A 20,636-nucleotide genomic window follows, 5' to 3' on the forward strand; every position below is an offset into this window, starting at 1 on the left:
TGGCACAGCCTTTGGATCGTGGTGGGTTTAGTTTTCGTTAGAACCGCCAATATCCTGTTGTTCGACCTCCAGCTTGTCTGCTCCGCACACTACCACCGCTCTATTTGACTTTCCGGTAGAGAACCGTTCGCGTCGTTGCGATCAAGTAAAGGCTAACGTCCAAGAAGGTCGATCCTGCCAGCTGGCACCATCAAGATCGGTCTTGTCGATCCGGGCAAAGTGGTCAAATCCGCCCTCAGCCCCCCTATCGACGCCTTTAACTTTCGCGAGCTTTGCGTTAAGTTTGGACGTCAGCAAATGGTAACTTAAAACCTACAAACCTTGGACCTTTGGAGAAATCATGAAACGATACTTAACTGGCATCGCCCTGGCAGCTTGGATGATCTCGATCGTTGGTTGCGCACCTGCAGATCAAGGTGCTGACGTTAGCACCGACGCTCCTGCAGCTACCGAAGCAGCTGACGGCGGAAACACCACCACCGCTGCTGAAACTCCAGTTGCTCCTGCAGCTGAGTAATCGCGAACCCATTTAGGGATCGCAATTAAAAATATTGCAACAGCGCCGCGTGAATCCCCTGTTTCACACGACGCTGTTTTTTTATGCGCTGTGACCGACCGGCTGCAACGTCCTGGCCAGCACCAAACGTCCTGCGGATCGAGCTATTTTGCTCGCTCGCGAATCGGCAGGCCGTTGTCGCTGGAACCCGATTGGATTCCCGACAACAGCTCTTTCGGGAACGATCGCAGATGCAGATCGCGCTGCGGGAAGGAGATCTCGATCCCGGCGGCGTTAAACTCGTTGTGGATGTTCGTATGCAGTTCGTGAACCGTCGACAAACGATTGTCCAGCGACGCTAGATAACAACGAATCACCAGATCCAAGGTGCTGTCGCCAAACCCTTCAAAGGTGATCACGGGGCTAGGATCTTTGGAGATGTTCGGATGATCGTCGCAGATCCGCCGCAGCACCTCACAAGCGTGTTCGGTATTGGTCCCATACGCGACCCCAACGTTTACGACCAAGCGATTTGTCGTATCCGAAAGGGTCCAGTTGACCAATCGGCCGGTGATCAGATCCTTATTGGGAATGATCAACTCCTGCCGATCCCAGTTGATCACGGTCGTGGCTCGCATCCGAATCTTGGAGACCGCTCCCGTCGTGCCGTCGATCGTGACGACGTCGCCGACTCGCAGCGGTTGTTCAAACAGCAGGATGATACCGCTGATGAAGTTCGCAAAAATCTCCTGCAAACCAAAGCCAAGACCGACACCCAACGCGGCGACCAACCACTGGATGCTCTCCCAGCGGACGCCGACCGATCGCGCGGCCAGCATAATTCCAGCGGCTAACATCACATAACTGCTGAGCGTCTTGATGGCGTACCGTGCCGCGTTGTCCAACGGCAACCGCTGCAACAGCGTCGTCTCCAGAAGCCCGGGCAAGTTGCGGACGGCGATAAACGTCAGCGCGATCAACGGCGCGACGATCACGATGTCTCCAATCGTAAACGGATCACCACCGGGATTCGACGCCGGAATGATCGTAAACCGATCCAGGTAGTCGACCGCCGGCAGCACGCTGGTCCAGATCCAAGCGAACCCGAACAGCCCAGCGACCATCAGCGTCGTCGAGATCAAACGCATCGTTTGCGCACTCGCCTCGCGAATGTTGACCTCCGGAATCTCCGTCAGTTCGATCGGCGAACGGTCCGGTGTTTCGGAGGCCGCCATCCGGTCGCGGACCTGTTGAATCGCCATCGCGCGGCGGTTCAGGATCGCCCATCGCCGCATCACACCGCCAACCAAAATTAACGCGACGGCTAACATCAACGTCTTGTACAACTGATGGGCTAACTGGTTTGCACTGTACGTGTATCCAGCCAACGACATCAGCCCCAACAGCAACGGAGTGCAGGAGAAAGCGGTGTGCCAGACGACGCGCAACCGATCGATCCAACCGTCGCGATTCTCCAGCAACCACAGCGACAGCGCGCCGGTTTTCGGATGCATGATGCCCCGCACAAACCACGCCGTCTGCAGCATCAAAACAAAGAAGACCATCCGTCCGAGCGACGTTTCCCAGCGGACGTTTCCGCAGTGTGTCAGCAATGCCCAAACGAAGACAAACGGCAGCGCCAGATCCATGTACCATCGCAGATGCATCCGCGACGTGGTGGCCGATCGATCGGACCAACCAAAGTGTGCGCGAGCCAGCCCGCCGGGACGAACAACTTGGCGGATCAATTCCAACGGCGCGACAAACATCGCCGCGAACAATAACCCATATCCGGTCGCTTCAACGTACGAAGGGAATTTGTCGGCGTAGGCTAACTGCCAGCCTGGGATCGCTAGTGCCAACGGCAACAGCAATGCAAGGACAAGCGTCGTCAAAATCGCCGACCACGTTGGCTTCATATCGACCGAGGTACCGCGGTTTGCATCGGCCCCAAGATCCTGCAACCGGCGTCGCAACCGCGGCCCGGCGAACAGCAGCATCAGCAGGCATGCGCCCCAAGTCACGGTCAGAAAAATGTTCTCATGAGCCTCCTCCCACAACGCATCGCCGACGCTGCGAAGATTGGCAGGATAGACAAGCCCTTGGAATGCTCGCCAAGCCAGCGGGAAATCTTCCCAACTCAAACGCTCGGCACTGCGGAACCACAACACGCGACCTGCGATCATCGTTTCGAAACGGTGAATCGACTTCATGTAGTCCTGCTGCTCGACGCTCTTGTTCAGCAGCGCGTTGCGGTAGTTGTTTGCGTCCTGTTCGATCTGTTCGAGCAAGCGTTCGAGGACCTTATAGTCCGCCGCTGTCCGTTCATCCCCTTCGAGATGACTGGACGTTTGCCGTGAGATCGATTCGCGAACCAAACCGATCTCGGTCAACAGCGACCGTACATCATCAAGCTCGTCGTTGGTCAGGGCCATCTGTCGCCGCAGGTTGGTCTGATTCGGCAATGACGCGCGCTTCTGCTGCAGCATCAACCCCATCGCACTGCTCAACCCGCTGTCGTTCTCCAACTCCTTCTCGACCTGCGCGTTGATCGATTCGTATTCCTGTTTCAGTTTGTCCGATTCCCGAGACAGTTCCGCCAATTCGGCTTCGGCATCGGCTTGGCCTTGAACCACCGACTGCCACGACGAAGCGATCGCGCGGGTTTCGATCGTCAATTCGTTATCGGCCAACGGCGTCTTTGCGATCTGGTCCTCGAACTCGAGGATCCGCCGGCGGACCTTGAGCACGCGATCCTCGGCAAACCGTTTCGCGATCTCGGTAGCGCGGGCCTGCAACCGCTGCTCTTCCAGCTTGGCCAACTTGATCCGCGCTTCCATCAACGGCCGTTCCAGCTCGAACGTCGTCTTCTCCTGTTGGTAGACGGCCAGCTGTTGTTGCAGCAATCCGATGCTGGCCATCTGCAACCACTGCTGAGCCTGCGTCGAAAACGGCAACGCCTGTTCGGTCGCTTTGGGCGCAGGCGCTTGCAGGCGAGTGTTCAACAATTCGCGGGTGTCCGAAAGCAATTGAGGCAGCGCGGTCAAGCGTTCGCTGCGAGTGCTTCGCGCCGCTTCGAGTTCCTGCCGCTGTTGCCGCGCATCGGCCACCGCCTGATCCGCCGCCAACTTTGCCGCTTGCAATTCGTCGGGAGAACCGAAGAACTCCGGGTCGGGATCCCCCGCCGCCTCGGCTTGATCTAAAGCTTGTTCAGCCGCCGCCGTCGCTTCGGGAGCGTTTTTGGCAGCCTGTTTCAGCGCTTCGAGCCGCGTCGCCGCCGCTTCGGTCTCGGTCATCTTCTGCAGCGTCTCATCGATCGTCGCCAGCAGTGCAGTCCGCGTCTCGTCGTCCAACTCCTTGTTGGCGTCGATCTCATCGCGGCGACGCTTGATCGCCTCCACCTCGGGCAAGTGCGGCGTTTCGCCGCTGGCCGACGCAGCAATCGGTGCTGCGCTTGCTGCCGGTGCCGCCGCGGGCGGTTGCGCATCTTGAGCGGTGCCGTGGGTCGCTATTCCAACGACCAGCATCAGACTCGCAAACATCAATCGATGAGAGAGCCAAACGGTTCGGGACGAGCAAGACGCCGCGACGCCATCGCGAGCTGCACTTGATCCGATCGGCCGGAACATCTGCTTGCCAGACGCCCGCCTTGGGACGCATTGCTTTTCCGAGGCGAACTGCCTCACCGCGGCCAGCCGTCGCGGCTTCCGCATTAAACCAAGGATAGTTCCAGACACGTCGGCGATTCGATTCCTTCTATATTCCATCATAGCAGCGATGATCCGATAAGCTCGCGATCGGCGAAAGGGCACTTCGGTAATTCGCGGCCGCGGTTGCTGCTGCGGGTGGCAGACAAGCTGTGGCAATTGCATCGCTTTAGCGGATCACGCGCCCGACGTCCTGCGTTTTTGGAAACTATTTCCCCTTAGGGGGTGAATCCGAGGCCGCGATCCGATATTCTTCCACCCTTGCTATCGGGCAGATCGAATCTCTGCCTCCCCCCTTCTGCCTCGGTTTGGAAACCGCCTCAAGATGTATTTGCTTGCCCTCACAGCGGCCGCGGCCAATCCGCAGGCTGCCCCCGACGCATTGCCGCAGGCTGTCGTGATCGCGCTCAGCGGGATGTTGATCGTCGGATCGGCGCTGCTGCTGATCTGTCTGTTCATCGCGACGATGCCGCGGATTCTGGCGATCACCGAAAAATTCTGGCCCGAGGTGGAAGAAGCTCACGGCGGGGCAGCGCATCCGGAGAGTCACGTTCCGGACGACGACGCGGTGTTGGCCGCGATCGGGTTCGTTTTGCATCAAGAGTTTCAGCGACAGCTTCAATCCGACGGTCCGGCTTAAAAGACAACAATGGATATTCTGCTCGAATTTATAAACACGACCGGATTTGCGGCGATGTCCCCCGGCAACGCGATCATGATCCTTGTCGGGATCGTGTTCATCGGCCTGGCGATCGTCAAAGATTACGAACCGCTGCTGTTGGTCCCGATTGGGATGGGAGCGATCGTCGGGAACATCCCGGTGATGGAAGGGATGGCGATGGGCGTCTACGACCACCATCGATGGATCATCGAAGATGGCGGCGTGGAGTATCAGCCCGGTAGCGTTCTCAGCTACCTGTACCTGGGCGTCAGTCTCGGCATCTACCCGCCGCTGATCTTCCTGGGCATCGGCGCGATGACCGACTTCTCCACGATGCTCTCCAATCCCAAGCTGACGCTGCTGGGTGCGGCCGCGCAGATCGGCGTCTTCGCTACGTTCCTCGGTGCCATCTGGCTCGGCTTCACGCTGCCCGAAGCCGGCGCGATCGGAATCATCGGCGGTGCCGACGGTCCGACAGCGATCTTCCTGGCCGCGAAACTCGCTCCCGACCTGTTGGGTGCGATCGCGATCGCCGCCTATTCCTACATGGCTTTGGTCCCCGTGATCCAACCGCCGGTGATGAAACTGCTGACCACGCGCGAAGAGCGTTTGATCCGCATGAAGCCACCGCGCAAGGTCTCGAAGCGCGAACGAATGATCTTCCCGATCGCGGCCTTCCTGATCTGCGCCTTGATCGCGCCGGGAGCGATCACGCTGTTGGGGATGCTGTTTTTCGGCAACCTGCTGAAAGAGAGCCTCGTCACCGAACGCTTGGCCAACACCGCCCGAACCGCCTTCATCGATATCGTAACGATCCTGTTGGGCTTTTCGGTCGGTGCCAGCACGCAAGCCGACACCTTCCTGAAACCGCAATCGCTGCTGATCTTCGGTCTCGGTGCGTTGTCGTTTGTGATCGCCACGGCCAGCGGCGTGATGTTCGCCAAACTGATGAATCGGTTCCTGACCGATAAGATCAACCCGTTGGTCGGTGCCGCGGGCGTTTCAGCGGTCCCCGATTCAGCTCGCGTCGTGCAGATGGTTGGCCAACAAGCCGACCCGCACAATTTTCTACTGATGCACGCGATGGCCCCCAACGTCGCCGGAGTGATCGGTTCGGCGATCGCCGCCGGTGTGCTCTGGTCGGTGTTGACCTGATCCGGCAGCGCGACCGCAACGACAAGCTTTGTCCCAACGAATAAAAAACTAACGAAGACGAAATCAGCAAAGGCGATTCAGTGGCGAAGAAACGAATCCAGTTCATGTGTACGGCGTTCCGCGACGGATTTCAGTCGGTCTATGGCGCTCGCGTCCAAACCCCCGACTTCTTGCCCGCCGTCGAAGCGGCTCGCGACGCGGGGATCAGTTGGCTGGAAGCTGGCGGCGGGGCCCGCTTCCAATCGTTGTACTTCTACTGCAACGAAGACGCCTTCGACATGATGGATGCGTTCCGAGGCGCCGCCGGTCCCGATGCCAACCTGCAAACCCTGGCTCGCGGCGTGAACGTCGTCGGCCTCGATTCGCAGTCCAGCGACATCATCGACCTGCATGCCAAGCTGTTCAAAAAGCATGGCATGACGACGATCCGCAACTTCGACGCGCTAAACGATGTCGAGAACTTGATCCACAGCGGCCGCTGCATCACCGACGCGGGGCTGAAGCACCAGGTCTGCGTGACGCTGATGGAATTGCCGCCCGGCTGCACTGGCGCCCACGACGCGGCGTTCTACAGCGACACGCTGCAAAAAATCTTGGATGCCGACATTCCCTTCGATGCCGTCTGCTTTAAAGACGCCTCGGGAACCGCGGTCCCATCGAAGGTCTACGAGACGATCGCGGCGGCTCGCAAGATGTTGCCCGCCGGCACGTTCATCCATTTCCACACGCATGAAACCGCCGGCGTCAGCGTGCTGGCCAACAAAGCGGCGATCGACGCGGGAGCCGATGCGATCGACCTGTCGATGGCGCCGTGCTCGGGCGGCACCTGCCAGCCCGATATCCTGGTGATGTGGCACGCGCTGCGTGGCACCGAATACGACCTGGACGTCGATGTCGAAAAAGTCCGCGCGGCCGAAGAGGTCTTCAAGGACTGCATGAAAGATTATTTCCTGCCTCCCGAAGCGACAGCCGTCGAGCCGTTGATCCCGTGGAGCCCGATGCCCGGCGGCGCGCTGACGGCCAACACCCAGATGTTGCGTGACAACAACATCATGGAGAAATATCCGCAGATCATCGCGGCGATGAGCGACGTCGTCCGCAAGGGTGGCTACGGCACTTCGGTCACTCCCGTCTCGCAATTCTATTTCCAGCAAGCCTTCAACAACGTGATGTTTGGGCCATGGAAAAAGATCGCCGAACCGTACGGCAAAATGGTCCTCGGCTACTTCGGCAAAACGCCTGTTCCGCCCGATGCCGATGTCGTCAAATTAGCCGAGGAACAGCTGAGCCTTCCCGTAACAACGCGTCCCGTGCTGGAACTCAACGATGCCGATCCATCCAAGGGAATCGCAGCGGCGACCGCCGTATTGCAAGAAGCCGACCTGCCGGTGACCGACGAAAACATCTTCATCGCGTCGACGTGCAAGGAAAAGGGAGTCCGGTTCCTGCAAGGCAAAGCGGAACTCGGAATCCGCAAGATCGACAAGGCGGCCGAAGCGGCAGCTGCTGCCGCGGCTCCGGCAGCGACGACCAATGGCCCCGCCGAATACAACGTCTCGGTCAACGGCAACGACATCTTCATGGCGTTTGAAGGGAACATGGTGACCGTCGGCGGCAAGGTCTACCGCGTCGCGATCAAACCCGAATCGGGCGGTTCCACGACAACCAGCTCCGCCGCCAACGGATCCACAAGCTCGACCGACATCACCAGCCAGATGCCCGGCAGCGTCTTTAAACAACTCGTCCAACCGGGTCAGCGGGTTCGCGAAGGGGAATCGATCTTGATTCTCGAAGCGATGAAGATGGAGATGGAAGTCGCGTCGCCAATCGACGGCACCGTCGCCACCGTCAACGTCCAGGTCGGCGACCAAGTAGCCACCGGCCAAGTCCTAGCCACAGTCACGTCCTGATAGCGGCTCCGGCTTGCGAAAATCAGAACGTATCGGAACAGTAATCCCACATCGCGACGGGGTAGAGAACTCGGACGTCGCTTCACATTCCGAACGCAAGCCCAGCCGGTCGATCGTGGTAGCGACTTACCGTCATACCACGATGTCGCGCACTCGCCTTCTTAAAACGGAACCGCCGAAATCAACCTAGCAGGTTCCGTTGGGAAGGTCACTAACAGGAAGCTTTGCTTCGCTGAGGTTCCAGCCGTCCCTTATTCCTTCGGCGGGATTCGGTTCAGCGTGTAGTAGGCGTTGGAATGCAGTAGGGGTTGGCCGTCGGTGTCGCGGACGCCGGGAGCGTGCAGTTCGTGAACGAAGTACCGCCGCAGCGGGTCGACTTTTAATCGCACGCGGCGGCCGTCAGCCGACACGTCGACTGGTCTTACGTTTAAGACGCGGTCCTGGATTTCATCGCTCCCATATCCCGATTGGTAGCGATAGGTGTAGCTGCGGATCGAATACGAATCGGCATTTTGCAGACTCTTGCGATCCATCGGTTTGGTAAAGACCAATTCGAATCCGTCGGGCGTCGCTCGCATCTCTTGGATCTCAGTCGGCATCTTACCGGTCCAAACCAACCGCTGCAGGCCGTACGATGCCGTACCGAGGCTGCTCCAACCGCGATTGGTCAGTCCCACAAAGACGCTGCCGTCGTCGCCTTGGGTCAGCCGCAAAACCGCCGATCCCAAACCGCGGCGGAAGGGAAAACAAGCGCCCTGATATTCGCCGTCGACCTTTTCCAGAAAGACCCGATTGATCGACGCTTGGGTGAATTCGCCGATCAACAGCTGGCCGGCAAACGGACCGAAGCCCCCGTCGCTGGCGTCCAACATCACGTCGGTCGTCGATTGCCCCATCTTCTTGTAGGGAAACCAAACCGCCGGCGGTTTCATCGCAGGCATCCGCTGCAGCGCCTCGGGCAATGCCAATCCGCCGGGAACCTGATCGATCCCTTTCAGCGGCGAGCCCGGCTGACTCATCGACGCGAGCGCTTCGGCGTGATGAAAGAAGACCCCGCTGCGCATATGATGCAGCGAATTCGTCGCGACCCAATTCCCTTGCTGATCGGTATAAAACATGTCGCCCGCCGCGTTAGCGCCCAAGCCGGACGGCGATCGCATCCCGGCGCAAACGGGACTCAGCTTTCCGGTCGGATCGACCATCATCCCCCAACCACGCCACAGTCCCTGGCGATAGCCGAGCTTCGGATCGGTGACAGCATGTTGTTGCTGGTCCTTGTTCAACCCCAAGCCGATATTCAGCGTCAGCCACAAATTTCCTTGGCCATCCAGCTTCGGGCCGTATGCATATTCGTGATAGTGCCCCGTCACGCCCCAGCCTTTGGCGACCGTCAAATATTCGTCGGCAACATCGTCGCCGTCGAGGTCTGCGATCCGAGTCAGCTCGCTCCGTTGGACGCAGTAATACGCATCGTTATGTTTTAACAGCCCCAGCGGTTCGTGTAGCGCCGACGCAAACCGATGGTATTGGACATTGGAGGGCGGATCGTCGTACACGCCGTCCAAAAACCAGATCTCTCCTTTGCGGATCGCGACCGCAATCCGAGAATCATCGACGCGCGTGATCCCACTGACCTCCAACGCCAGCCCATCGGGAGCAGGTTTCCAATTCTGCGATCGCGACGCAGTTTGCGCCTTGGGCGTGCTGATCGAAATGATTCGGTAGTAGTCGGCTTCGTCGGCCGCAGCACACGGCAACGCGGCCAGGACAAACAACAACAGGGCGATCGATGACTTCATGTTCAAAGGTCGTGGGGCTGAAAGAGGGCAGCAAATGGGGAGGGTTTGGAACGCGGAGCCACGATCTTACCAGATTCCTCCACCCGATGGCGCACCGCAACAAGGATCCGCCGGGGCGAATCCGTTTTTGAACACGAGGTATCAGCCGCCACAAAACCGTTGGCTGTTGGCGATCAGTGCGCTTCCAACCAATTGTTGCCGACTCCCGTTTCGACCACGATCGGCACACTCATCGGAAACGCAGTCCGCATCGCTTCTTCGATCAACGGGATCGCCGTCTCCTGTTCCGACTTGTGCAGATCGAAGACGATCTCATCGTGAACGGTCAGCAGCATCTTGGTCTTCAACTCCGCCGCCCGCAGCGCCGCGTGGACCTTGATCATCGCCAGCTTCAACATGTCGGCGGCCGTTCCCTGAATCGGGCTGTTCATCGCCAAACGCTCCGACGCGGTGCGAGCGGAATGATTTCGCGACGTGATGTCGCGGAGATACCGACGGCGGCCGGTCTTGGTGACGACGTAACCGTTCTCTTTGGCAAACTCGATCGTCGCGTCGATATAGGTCTGCACGCCGGGATACTTTTCGAAGTAGTTATCGATCAGCTCCGATGCTTCGCCGCGAGGTATGTTTAACCGCTGCTGCAACCCAAAGGCGGAGATGCCGTACAGGATGCCGAAGTTCACCGTCTTGGCTTTGTCGCGCATCTCGCGGGTGACGTCGGCAAGATCGACTTTGTAGACCTTCGACGCGGTAACCGAATGGATGTCTTCGCCGCTGGTAAAGGCTTCGATCATCCCGGCGTCTTGGCTCAATTCCGCCATGATCCGCAATTCGATCTGCGAATAATCGGCCGAGAGGATCAGATAGTCGTCGTTGCGCGGCACAAACGCCGCGCGAATCTCTTTGCCTCGCGCCTTGCGGATCGGAATCGTTTGCAGGTTCGGATCGTTCGACTGCATCCGCCCCGTAGCGGTCCATGTCTGGCTGTAATGCGTATGCAATCGGCCGGTCTTCGGATTCACCGCCGCAGGCAATTGGTCGACATAGGTGCTCTTCAATTTGACCGCGCTGCGGTAATCGAGGATATCTTGAACGATCTCGTGCCGCCCCGAGAGCCGCAGCAGTTCCGATTCGCGAGTCGAATATTGCCCCGTCGCCGTCTTTTTCGGCTTGTCGTCGATCTGCAACTCCTCGAACAACACAACGCCCAATTGCTTCGGCGAATCGATGTTGAACTCGCGTCCGGCGGCGGAGTGGATCCGAGCGGTCAGATCGGCAATCTCCCCTTCGAGATGCTTGGAATAGACAGCCAAAGAATCGACATCCAACCGGATCCCTTCGAATTCCATGTCGACCAGCACAGGGATCAACGGGCATTCGACTTCGTAACAGACCTGGCTGACGCCTCGCTTCTCGATGTCGTCTCGCAGCACCTCGTTCACCCGCCAGGTGACGTCGGCATCTTCGCAAGCGTACTGGGCCAGCTGTTCCAGCGGCACGTCGCGCATGTTCTTCTGATCTTTTCCCTTGGGGCCAATCAGATCACTGGTCGGGATCGGCGTGTAGCCGAGATACAGCTTCGCCAGATAATCGAGCCCATGGCGCATCTCGGGTTCTTTCATCGAATGCGCCAGCATCGTATCGAACAACGCGCCGCGGACTTCGATTCCCTGCCACTTCAACAGCGAGATGTCATATTTAAGGTTGTGCCCCACCTTTTCGATCGCTTCGTTTTCGAAGACCGGTCGAAACTGCTCCAAGACTTCATTTGTCGCTTCAGCCGATTCGCCGCAGACGACGTAATATGCTTCGTTGGGCGCGATGGCAAAGGCCAGCCCCAACGGTTCCGCCTCGCGAGGGTTCAGCCCCGTCGTTTCGGTATCGAAACAGATCCGCTTTTGCCCCATCAGCTTCTCGACCAGATCGGCCCGTTCCGCGGCGGTCGTGATAGTGTGGTATTCGTGCGGCGAGTTGTGAATCGTTTTCTCGTCGACAGGTTCGTCGAAGAACAATTGCTGCTGGATCTCGGCTTCCCGCTTTTCGCGGACAACCTTGGCTTTGGTCGCACCCACCGAGAACGACTTGCCCAACATCCGTTTACCAAACGTCTCGAACTCCAACTCCATAAACAGTTCGCTCAGCCGGTCTTTATCGAACTCCTTCGCCTTGAGCGAATCGAGATCGATCTGGTGAGGGACATCCAACAGGATCGTCGCCAGCCGCTTGGAAAGGATCGCGTCTTCAGCCCCTTGTTCGACGCGTTCGCGCTGCTTGCCTTTCAGCTTGTCGGTCGATTGCAACAGGTTTTCGATCGATCCAAACTGGCCGATCAATTTCTGCGCCGTCTTTTCCCCGATCCCTTTGATGCCGGGAATATTGTCGCTGGCATCCCCCATCAAACCCAAGATGTCGATGAACTGGCGAACGTTTTCGAGGCCCCACTTTTCCAACACCTCAGGAACGCCGACCACTTCATGATTCGAACCCTGCCGTCCGGGACGGTAGATGTAAATGTTATCGGTCAGCAGTTGTTGAAAGTCTTTATCGGGAGTGACCATGTAGGTCGTAAACTGCTGCTGTTCGGCTTGATGAGCAAGCGTGCCGATGATGTCGTCCGCCTCGTAACCATCGATCGTGATCACGGGGATGTTGAACGCTTCGAACAGACGAAAGACCAGCGGAATCTGGCTGGAGAGATCTTCTGGCATCGCATCGCGCTGCGCCTTGTATTCCGGATACTCCTCGTGCCGATGAGTCGGCGCGGCGGTATCGAAGACCGCTGCGATGTGCGTCGGTTGCTCCCGCTTCAAGATATCCAAGATGGCATTGGTCATGCCAAACACCGCCGACGTGCAGACGTTGCCGGAGGTGTAGCGGGGGCTGCGGACCATGGCAAAGTGGGCGCGATAGATCAGCGCCATACCGTCCAACAAGAACAGCCGTTTGATTAGTGCGTCGGTCATCGGCTGTGCGTCTCCGGTGGATTAAACTTTCCCTTTTCTCCCGGCAGTTATGTCGGGTTTGACAGCGATTGGCAAGAGCCAACCAGCTGGGAAAGATCCACCGCAGCCGAGCGTCAGTCGGGCTGCAGCCCCGGGCGGACGAGTGCCTAGCCCGGAGCGGCGTTTGAGAGCGGCTGTTATTCGCGGATCGCCAGCTGACGAACCTGCCCCGCGTCCAACGGCGTCAACATCCCCTGCTGAGGCCGGTTGGCGGTCAACATCGTGCGGTCGAATGGCAATCCGTAAGCGACAAACGCGCCGCTGGTAGCATCCAACACATACAGCACGGTACCGGCGGGACCATTGCGACCGCCGCCGGGAAAACTGGCGTCGCCGGTGACCATCACGTACTTCGATCCCTTTTCGCCGCGGCCCGCCAAAGCTTCGCCGACGTTGGTTGTGAAGACCGCGCCAAATTTGGCTGTCCGCGGATACATCACGTAGCACTGCAATTGGCCTGTGGCGTGATCCAAGACGAACAACCCCTCGGCATCACCACTGACGCGGCCGGTAGCGATCGAAAACTCGTCGGTCGAATCGCTGGCCGTCGCGTTGATCAGATGCGGAGGCAACGAAAAACCTGGGTCGCGATTTTGGCTGCCGACTAGATACCCGATGCCACACAGCAGACAGGCCGCCAACGCGCCGTAAAATCCTTTCATTCCAGCACAACAAGAGGAAGTCTCGTTCATTCTTTTCACTCCGAACATCGAACAACAGGGGATCGGCCACCACAAGAACCGGCACGGTGGATTGTACGCCAACGCGCAGCGATTTACGATGCATATCCTTAAACAAATCCACCACTCGGCGAAATCTCAATCGATCGCGGGTCGGACTAATCGCACTACAGATGAATTACGGGAGATAGGACACGATGGGAATCAACGCACCGCTGAACCGAAAGCTGCGGATGGGGATGGTCGGAGGCGGCCAGGGATCATTCATTGGACGCGTGCATTCGATCGCGGCCTGCCTTGATAACCGCGCCGTCGTCACCGCCGGGGCGCTGTCGAGCAATCCCGAGCGGTCCAAAGCCTCGGCTCCCGATTATGCGATCAGCGAAGACCGAGCCTACGGTTCGTACGAGGACATGTTGGACGCCGAGAGCAAGTTGCCCGACGATCAACGGATCGATTTCGTCAGCATCACCACTCCCAACCACACTCACTTCGAAGTCGCACTGGCAGCTGTCGAAGCCGGCTTCAACGTCGTCTGCGACAAGCCGATGACGTTCGATCTTGCCCAAGCCGAACAGCTTGCCAAGGCGGTCGATCAAAGCGATGTGATCTTCGCCCTCTCCCACAACTACACCGGATATCCGCTGATCCGCCAAGCTCGCGAGATGATCGCCAACGGCGACCTCGGCGAGATCCAAGCGATCCGCAGCAACTACATCCAGGGCTGGCTGCGAACCCGCTTGGAAGACTCCGACCAAAAGCAAGCAGCTTGGCGGACCGATCCCACCAAAAGTGGAGCGGCTGGCTGCTTCGGCGACATCGCCACGCACGCCTACAACCTGGGCCGCTACATGACCGGGCTGCTGCCCGAACAGATCAGTTGCCATCTGAAGACGTTTGAACCGGGCCGCAAGCTGGACGATTACGGAACCGCCGTGATCCGTTACGAAAACGGAGCCCTGGGAACCGTCACCGCGTCGCAGATCAGCCACGGCCGCGAGAACGACGTCACGATCGAGATCGACGGGACCAAGGGAGCGTTGCAGTGGCGGCAAGAGAACCCGAACGAGATGATCGTTCGCGCCAACGGCCAGCCGCACAAGATCTACACCCGCGACCCGAACGCACCGCACACAACCGCCGGTGCGGCAGCGGCTTGCCGTTTGCCAAGCGGTCACCCCGAAGGCTTCTTCGAAGCGTTTGCCAACGTCTACGCATCGGCCTTCGACGCGATGGTCGCGCGAGCTGAAGGGGGCCCAATCGAACGGGTCAACACGGTCTACCCGAACGTCAACGATGGCGTCGAAGGGATGTACTTCATCCAACAATGCGTCGAGAGCAGCAAGCAGGACGCGGCTTGGTTGCCAATGAAGCACGAGCGTGCTCGCAGGTAGGTTGAGTGTAACGATGGACGCAACTTTGGAACCCGGATCGGTCGCGGTGATTCTTCCCGCGGCCGGGACCAGCCGTCGTTTCGGCGGCCCGCAATCGAAGATTTTTGCCACTCTGGCGGGGCATCCCGTCTGGTGGCACGCGGCAAATCGGCTGCGCTCGTTTGCCGAAGTCGGACAGATCGTGATCGCGATCCATCCCGACGACCGCCCGCGGTGGGAGAGCGAATTCGCCGAGGCGGTCGCGTCGCTGCGGATCGATCTAGTCGACGGGGGCGGCGAGCGATACGAGAGCGTGCTGCGAGCGATCGAGCGGATCGAAGGAGCTTCGTTTATCGCCGTCCACGATGCCGCGCGGCCTCTGGTTTCGCAAACCGATCTGCAGCGATTGTTCGATGCTGCGGCGACCCGCGACGCCGTCATGCTGGCGACTCCCGTCCGCGGTACGATCAAGCGATCCGATGACGATTCGATAGTCCAGACAACCGTCGACCGTTCGCGATTGTGGGAAGCTCAAACGCCGCAGATGTTCCGCCGCGAACTGCTGATCGACGCCTACGCTCGCTGGCGCGGCTGGCCTGTGACCGATGACGCAAGTCTCGTCGAACGCTCCGGCGGCAAAGTGTTTCTCGTAGAAGGCTCGCCGCTGAATCTGAAGATCACGGGCCCCGACGACCTGCTGCTGGCCGAAGCGATCATGCAGCAGCGATAACAAGAATCGAGCACGTTTAACCAGCAAGTGAAACCGCGGCGGCAACGCCCCGCGCTTCCTACCAAGTCGATGCAGCATCCAACGCGCGGCCCGTTGGGCACGCGGTTAAACGAATGCCCCCCGAGCCGAGTACCAATCGTTTAACCGCGGCGGCAACGCCCCGCGCGTCCTGCGTCGATGACCCATCCAACGCGCGGCCCGCTGGGCACGCGGTTAAACGATTACAGCCCAAGCCAATTCGAGCACCGATCGTTTAACCGCGGCGGCAACGCCCCGCGCGTCCTGCATCGATGTCCCATCCAACGCGCGGCCCGTTGGGCACGCGGTTAAACGATTGACGCCCAAGCCGAACCGAGCACCGATCGTTTAACCGCGGCGGCATCGCCCCGCGCTTCCTGCATCGATGTCCCATCCAACGCGCGGCCCGCTGGGCACGCGGTTAAACGAATGCCCCCCCGAGCCGAGTACCGATCGTTTAACCGCAGCGGCAACGCCCCGCGCGTCCTGTATTCGATGCCCCATTCAACGCGCGGCCCGCTGGGCACGCGGTTAAACGAATGCCCCCCGAGCCGAGTACCAATCGTTTAACCGCGGCGGCAACGCCCCGCGCGTCCTGCATCGATGTCCCATCCAACGCGCGGCCCGCTGGGCACGCGGTTAAACGAATGGGTGGCGGCCCCGCCAATCGGACTTCCAGCAGACCACGCTGGGCGTAGATGGCAACGCCTAAAAGGTGTGGCCTTTTTGCGGACCGTCTTGGGTCAGCGTGAGGATTTGTGGTCCCGATTCCGTCATCAGCACCGTGTGTTCGAACTGAGCCGAATAGCGGCCATCTTTGGTTCGCACGGTCCAGCCGTCGTTGTTGTCCAACGAGGTGAAGCGGCTGCCGGCGTTGATCATCGGTTCGACGGTGAACGCCATTCCGGGCAACAGCCGATCCTGGCGACTCTGGCGGTTCGGATAGTGAGGGATCGACGGATCTTGATGGAACTGGCGTCCCAAACCGTGGCCGACGTATTCGCGGACAACCGAGAAACCGCGGCTGTGCGCTTCGGCAACGATTGCTTCGCCGATCACCGAAACCTTGCAACCGGGAGTCAACGCGTCGATCCCGATGTACAGACAATCGAAAGCACACTGCGTGACGGCTCGCGCTTCTTCGCTGACATCTCCGATCAAAAACGTTTCGGATTGATCGCCAAACCAACCGTTGACGACCGACGTGATGTCGACGTTTACGATGTCGCCATCGACCAGCGTGTACTCACCCGGAATTCCGTGACAAATGACTTCGTTGACGCTCGTGCAACAGCTCTTGGTAAAGCCTTGGTATCCCAGCGTCGCCGGTTTGTGCCCGTGATCGATCGTGAACTTGTGGATCAATTCATCGATCGCACCGGTCTGAATCCCAGCTTTGACATGCGGGCGAACATAATCCAACAGCTTGGCATTAAAGCGCCCCGCCGCGATCATCGCTTCGCGTCCCGCGTTTTGCAGCAGCAGTTTTTTCCGGTTTTGTAACATTCCCAATAGTCCTTTTTGTCGCCCAAACCAGATCGGAAATCGACGATCGCTCCAACGCAGCTTTGATCAATAACAGATAACTTCAAGTAACGCGTCCTTTGAGCTCGATTGCCCGCCGCACGCGAAGACACAAGTTTAGCAAACTAGGGATTGAAAACCAATCAGTTGCGTGAAGATTCGCACCACGGCAACGTTTTTACGCCCCTTCGCACTTCTTTTGGTCGATCGATCGAACGCAGATAACCTAGCCGTCCAGCAACGCAGCGACGTTATCGATCGGCCGGCCAATTGCCGCTCGTCCGCCATGAACCACGATCGGACGCTCGATCAATTTAGGGTTCGCCGCCAAGATCGCCAGCCATTCATCGTGGGACAGTTGCTTCTCTCCCAGCCCTAGCTCTTTGAATAACGCTTCTCCACGCCGAACCAACTGCTGAGGCTCGATCCCCAGCATCGCAACGATCTCGGCTAGTTCCTTTTCGGTCGGCGGCGTCTCGAGATATTTAACGACGGTGTGTTCGATCTGCCGCGATTCGAGCAGTTCGACAGCGGCACGCGATTTCGAACAGCGAGGGTTATGATAAATCGTGGTCATGCTTTTAGGCAGCTGGAAGAAGGTTGAAGGCGTCCCGTGCTCGGCGGGACAGCGAGCCGCTTCGGCCCGCGGAACAGCAAGGATTCTATCGCGTCGACCGATCGGGTCGAAGCCGGTAGAGAGCAGCAGCACAGGATGACCAAACGTTTTACTGTTAGCAGCAACTGAAATGAGTACAATACCGCACTCAGTTTCGTCCCCCCAACCATCCGACTCCCCAACGTTGCATCGAAGGAATCCCACCGTGAGCAAGCGATTATTTGTTTCCTCCATCTGCCTCTTCCTTGGCCTCGGCTTCGCCCAATTGGCCAACGCTGAAGAACAACCCGACCTGCCGATCGTCGACCTCGCCGACCAGACCGAACGCCACGTCACGATCGCCGCCGGCACGCCCGCGGTCTACCAAGGGCATCCGACGACGCTGCTGATGCCCGATGGGAAAACGATCTTTGCGGTCTGGTGCATCAATCACGGCGGTGCCGCTGGTCCGATGGCCAAGAGCACCGATGGTGGCCTCAACTGGTCGCGGCTCGACAAACAATTGCCAGCCGGATTTTCGACGCACCAGAATTGCCCCAGCATCTATCGGATGGTTGGTCCCGACAAAAAGGAACGACTGTGGGTTTGGTCGGCAGCGCTCGGTAAACGAGGCGGACCGGGGATGCCGAGCATCATGAGCGAAGATGGCGGCGCAAACTGGAAAGAGATGCCGCCTCTTGGATTTCCCTGTGTGATGACCTTCAGTAGCGTCTTGCAACGCAAAGACGGTAGCTACATCGGATTCTTCCACAAAGGCCCCGACGGGAAGGATCGGACGCCGTTGAAGGTTCTGCAGACCGTTACAAACGACGGCGGATTCACATGGTCCGAACCCGAAGTGGTTGCCGCGGTCGAAGGGAAAAATCCCTGCGAACCGTTTGCCTTGCGATCGCCCGACGGCAAGCAGATCTGTGTGCTGATGCGAGAGAACACCCATCGAGGACGCAGTCTGATGATGTTCTCCGAGGACGAAGGCGAGTCGTGGAGCGAACCAGTCGACACGTCGTGGGGCCTAACGGGCGATCGCCACATCGGCGTTCAACTCGATGACGGTCGCTGGGTGATCGCGTTCCGCGACGTTGCGATCAACAGCCCCACCCGCGGCGATTTTGTTGCATGGGTCGGCACCTACGACGACATTCGCCAAGGCAAGCCAGGGCAATATCGGATCAAGCTGTTGCAAAATTACGCCGCCAACCGCCTCGACTGTGGTTACCCCGGCGTCGAACTGCTGCCCGACGGCACGATCGTCGCGACGACGTACGTGAAATACGCCCCCGGCCCCGAAAAGCACTCGGTCGTTTCGACGCGTTTCAAGATCGCTGAAACCGACGCGCTCGCCAGCCAGAGCGACAACGCTGCCAGCAAATAGCAAACGCAGCACCACAAGCTGCTGCACACACACCGTCACCGCGAGGCGCAAAACAAGTCCATTTACGTCTCCCGACGTAGGACACATCGCCTCGCGCGTTGACGATCGCAGCACCTTCCAACTGGAAGTCAGCAGATCAATCCCGCGTCGAGGTCACCTCCAACGCGCGGCCCGCTGGGCTCGCGGTTAAACGCAATACCGGTCTACGAAGCAGCCTCGGACCGTCGAAAGAATTAGCGGCGAGATGTAGTGGACGAGGTTGCGAAACCCAGCGATTTGGTCTGATGCATGTAAAAGGACTCGTTATATCGTCCACTACGCTTCGTTGAACTGTATTACGGCTAAACGAATGCAGCGATGCAGTCCTACTTCAGACCCGCACCTTGCGGTCGGCGGCTGAGGGCTCCACGGACGCCCAGCGTGCCGGGGTCGCGAGCGATCTTATCGGCGAAGACGCGGGCGTCGTCGACGATCGGGCGAACTCGAGCTGTCAAGTTTTCGATGTTTCCGGCGATCCGCCGGACCTGCCAGTAGAGTTCGTCATCCTCGATCAAGCGTTTGATCGTGCCGTCCCCTTCGTTCAACTGCTCCGTGAAGTAGGCGACTTGCACCAACACTTGGTCCAGATTGTTGAGACTCCGCAACACGTTGGCGACAAGTTCGTCGGAGTTGTCGGCCAGCGGCGTGGTAAAGCGTTCGATGTTGCGAACCGTGCGGTCGACCGATTTGACGGTATCGTTCACCGAATCGCCCACGTTCTCGAAGCTTTGGATCGCTCGTTGAGCGACATGCATCGTCTCTTGCGCATCGTCTAGCAGCAGCGGAAAGCGGTCCAGCGACGCCTTCAACTTCTCTTTCATCTGCGTATCTTTCAAGATCGATTCGACTTCCGCCGCCGTACTGCGGACCTGTTCCAACGTCTGCGAGGTCTGTTGCGCGATCTGATGGACCTGCGTGCCGTCCCCCTTGAAGAGCGTCTTTACGTTTGATTCCAATTGCGAAGCCAGTGAGTCAACCGATTTGCCGGCGTCTTCGATCGATTTCAGCGTGCCGCGAAACTCCCCTTCGAGACTCATCAGCACCGCAAACGGATCCGATGAAACCCCGTCGGTAACTCGCACGTAATAGCCATCCTCGGGAACATACTCCTGCGCGAACGCAGATTCGGTCGGCTGCAAAATCCCGTCGGGCGGATCGTTCACCTTGCCATCGAACAACTCCAACAACTGCTTCTCATTGGCTTTGACAAACTCGATGCGAGCCTCACCGGTGACCAACCGCTGCGAACCGATCCGCGGGATCTCGTTCTTGTGGATCGGGTATTTGGCGTCGATCATCATCATCACGTCGACCCCTTCGGCGCCAAGCTGAATCTTGGTGACGCGACCGATAGGATAACCGAACTTCACGACCGGTGTATCGACGTCGATCCCGGCGACCGTTGGGAAGTTTGCCGTGATCGGATACTCCTTCTTTAGAAGCACCGGGTAGGCACCGAAGATGAACATCAAGATGATGGAAACTCCGATCGACGCGAGCACCAGCACGCCAACGCCAAATTCAAGTCTGCGATCGTCCATGATCTTCTATTTA

14 protein-coding genes are annotated in these 20,636 nt (G+C 58.7%); 7 read left to right on the forward strand and 7 right to left on the reverse strand.

What is annotated here, in order from left to right:
• Nucleotides 1-340: 340 nt before the first annotated feature.
• Complete coding sequence (locus CA51_RS25900) at nt 341-517, forward strand: hypothetical protein (protein WP_197451196.1); 177 nt, start codon at nt 341-343, stop codon at nt 515-517.
• Between the two features lie 143 nt (nt 518-660).
• Here CA51_RS25900 and CA51_RS14695 read toward each other — a convergent pair whose 3' ends face one another.
• Nucleotides 661-4,038: a mechanosensitive ion channel domain-containing protein gene (locus tag CA51_RS14695; RefSeq protein ID WP_197451197.1), complete on the reverse strand. Its 3,378-nt coding sequence runs from the start codon at nt 4,036-4,038 to the stop codon at nt 661-663.
• Between the two features lie 490 nt (nt 4,039-4,528).
• Between CA51_RS14695 and CA51_RS14700 the strand changes: the two genes are divergently transcribed.
• The 3 genes from CA51_RS14700 to CA51_RS14710 all read left to right on the forward strand — a co-directional run bounded on the left by CA51_RS14700 (nt 4,529) and on the right by CA51_RS14710 (nt 7,929).
• Nucleotides 4,529-4,843, forward strand: a complete 315-nt coding sequence (locus CA51_RS14700) for an OadG family protein (protein ID WP_145121827.1) — start codon at nt 4,529-4,531, stop codon at nt 4,841-4,843.
• A gap of 9 nt (nt 4,844-4,852) precedes the next feature.
• A complete protein-coding gene (locus CA51_RS14705; protein WP_145121829.1) occupies nt 4,853-6,019 on the forward strand; it encodes a sodium ion-translocating decarboxylase subunit beta in 1,167 nt (388 codons plus the stop codon).
• An 80-nt stretch (nt 6,020-6,099) separates the two neighbouring features.
• Nucleotides 6,100-7,929 (forward strand): biotin/lipoyl-containing protein, encoded by a 1,830-nt coding sequence (locus CA51_RS14710; RefSeq protein WP_197451198.1) that lies wholly within the window; start codon nt 6,100-6,102, stop codon nt 7,927-7,929.
• 251 nt (nt 7,930-8,180) lie between these two features.
• Here the strand turns inward: CA51_RS14710 and CA51_RS14715 are convergent, their stop codons facing one another.
• The 3 genes from CA51_RS14715 to CA51_RS14725 all read right to left on the reverse strand — a co-directional run bounded on the left by CA51_RS14715 (nt 8,181) and on the right by CA51_RS14725 (nt 13,392).
• The gene (locus tag CA51_RS14715) at nt 8,181-9,728 is read right to left on the reverse strand and encodes a hypothetical protein (protein ID WP_145121831.1); all 1,548 of its coding nucleotides are present in this window, start codon (nt 9,726-9,728) and stop codon (nt 8,181-8,183) included.
• Nucleotides 9,729-9,901: 173 nt separating this feature from the next.
• Entirely contained in the window at nt 9,902-12,691 is a 2,790-nt protein-coding gene (polA, locus tag CA51_RS14720) for a DNA polymerase I (protein WP_197451199.1), read from the reverse strand.
• Between the two features lie 176 nt (nt 12,692-12,867).
• Entirely contained in the window at nt 12,868-13,392 is a 525-nt protein-coding gene (locus CA51_RS14725) for a hypothetical protein (protein ID WP_197451200.1), read from the reverse strand.
• 215 nt (nt 13,393-13,607) lie between these two features.
• Between CA51_RS14725 and CA51_RS14730 the strand changes: the two genes are divergently transcribed.
• Nucleotides 13,608-14,804 (forward strand): Gfo/Idh/MocA family protein, encoded by a 1,197-nt coding sequence (locus CA51_RS14730; RefSeq protein ID WP_231745706.1) that lies wholly within the window; start codon nt 13,608-13,610, stop codon nt 14,802-14,804.
• 13 nt (nt 14,805-14,817) lie between these two features.
• Nucleotides 14,818-15,513, forward strand: a complete 696-nt coding sequence (gene ispD / locus CA51_RS14735) for a 2-C-methyl-D-erythritol 4-phosphate cytidylyltransferase (RefSeq protein ID WP_145121835.1) — start codon at nt 14,818-14,820, stop codon at nt 15,511-15,513.
• A 726-nt stretch (nt 15,514-16,239) separates the two neighbouring features.
• Here ispD and map read toward each other — a convergent pair.
• Together map and arsC are read right to left on the reverse strand one after the other, a co-directional pair.
• Complete coding sequence (map, locus tag CA51_RS14740) at nt 16,240-17,037, reverse strand: type I methionyl aminopeptidase (protein ID WP_145121837.1); 798 nt, start codon at nt 17,035-17,037, stop codon at nt 16,240-16,242.
• 244 nt (nt 17,038-17,281) lie between these two features.
• The gene (gene arsC / locus CA51_RS14745; RefSeq protein ID WP_145121839.1) at nt 17,282-17,632 is read right to left on the reverse strand and encodes an arsenate reductase (glutaredoxin); all 351 of its coding nucleotides are present in this window, start codon (nt 17,630-17,632) and stop codon (nt 17,282-17,284) included.
• A 244-nt stretch (nt 17,633-17,876) separates the two neighbouring features.
• Here arsC and CA51_RS14750 point away from each other — a divergent pair, with 244 nt between their 5' ends.
• A complete protein-coding gene (locus CA51_RS14750) occupies nt 17,877-19,043 on the forward strand; it encodes a sialidase family protein (protein ID WP_231745707.1) in 1,167 nt (388 codons plus the stop codon).
• Between the two features lie 365 nt (nt 19,044-19,408).
• On the opposite strand, the gene CA51_RS14755 is transcribed toward CA51_RS14750, so the two are convergent.
• Nucleotides 19,409-20,623, reverse strand: coding sequence for an MlaD family protein (locus CA51_RS14755; RefSeq protein ID WP_145121844.1), 1,215 nt, complete (start codon nt 20,621-20,623; stop codon nt 19,409-19,411).
• Nucleotides 20,624-20,636: the final 13 nt, after the last annotated feature.

Source organism: Rosistilla oblonga (assembly GCF_007751715.1).
GTDB classification, from domain to species: domain Bacteria; phylum Planctomycetota; class Planctomycetia; order Pirellulales; family Pirellulaceae; genus Rosistilla; species Rosistilla oblonga.

Bases quoted from the DNA above. Each gene is read 5' to 3' on its own strand.
- CA51_RS25900 (WP_197451196.1), top strand. From the start codon at position 341: ATGAAACGATACTTAACTGGCATCGCCCTGGCAGCTTGGATGATCTCG.
- CA51_RS14695 (WP_197451197.1), bottom strand. From the start codon at position 4,038: ATGTTTGCGAGTCTGATGCTGGTCGTTGGAATAGCGACCCACGGCACC.
- CA51_RS14700 (WP_145121827.1), top strand. From the start codon at position 4,529: ATGTATTTGCTTGCCCTCACAGCGGCCGCGGCCAATCCGCAGGCTGCC.
- CA51_RS14705 (WP_145121829.1), top strand. From the start codon at position 4,853: ATGGATATTCTGCTCGAATTTATAAACACGACCGGATTTGCGGCGATG.
- CA51_RS14715 (WP_145121831.1), bottom strand. From the start codon at position 9,728: ATGAAGTCATCGATCGCCCTGTTGTTGTTTGTCCTGGCCGCGTTGCCG.
- polA (WP_197451199.1), bottom strand. From the start codon at position 12,691: ATGACCGACGCACTAATCAAACGGCTGTTCTTGTTGGACGGTATGGCG.
- CA51_RS14725 (WP_197451200.1), bottom strand. From the start codon at position 13,392: ATGAAAGGATTTTACGGCGCGTTGGCGGCCTGTCTGCTGTGTGGCATC.
- CA51_RS14730 (WP_231745706.1), top strand. From the start codon at position 13,608: ATGGGAATCAACGCACCGCTGAACCGAAAGCTGCGGATGGGGATGGTC.
- ispD (WP_145121835.1), top strand. From the start codon at position 14,818: ATGGACGCAACTTTGGAACCCGGATCGGTCGCGGTGATTCTTCCCGCG.
- map (WP_145121837.1), bottom strand. From the start codon at position 17,037: ATGTTACAAAACCGGAAAAAACTGCTGCTGCAAAACGCGGGACGCGAA.
- arsC (WP_145121839.1), bottom strand. From the start codon at position 17,632: ATGACCACGATTTATCATAACCCTCGCTGTTCGAAATCGCGTGCCGCT.
- CA51_RS14755 (WP_145121844.1), bottom strand. From the start codon at position 20,623: ATGGACGATCGCAGACTTGAATTTGGCGTTGGCGTGCTGGTGCTCGCG.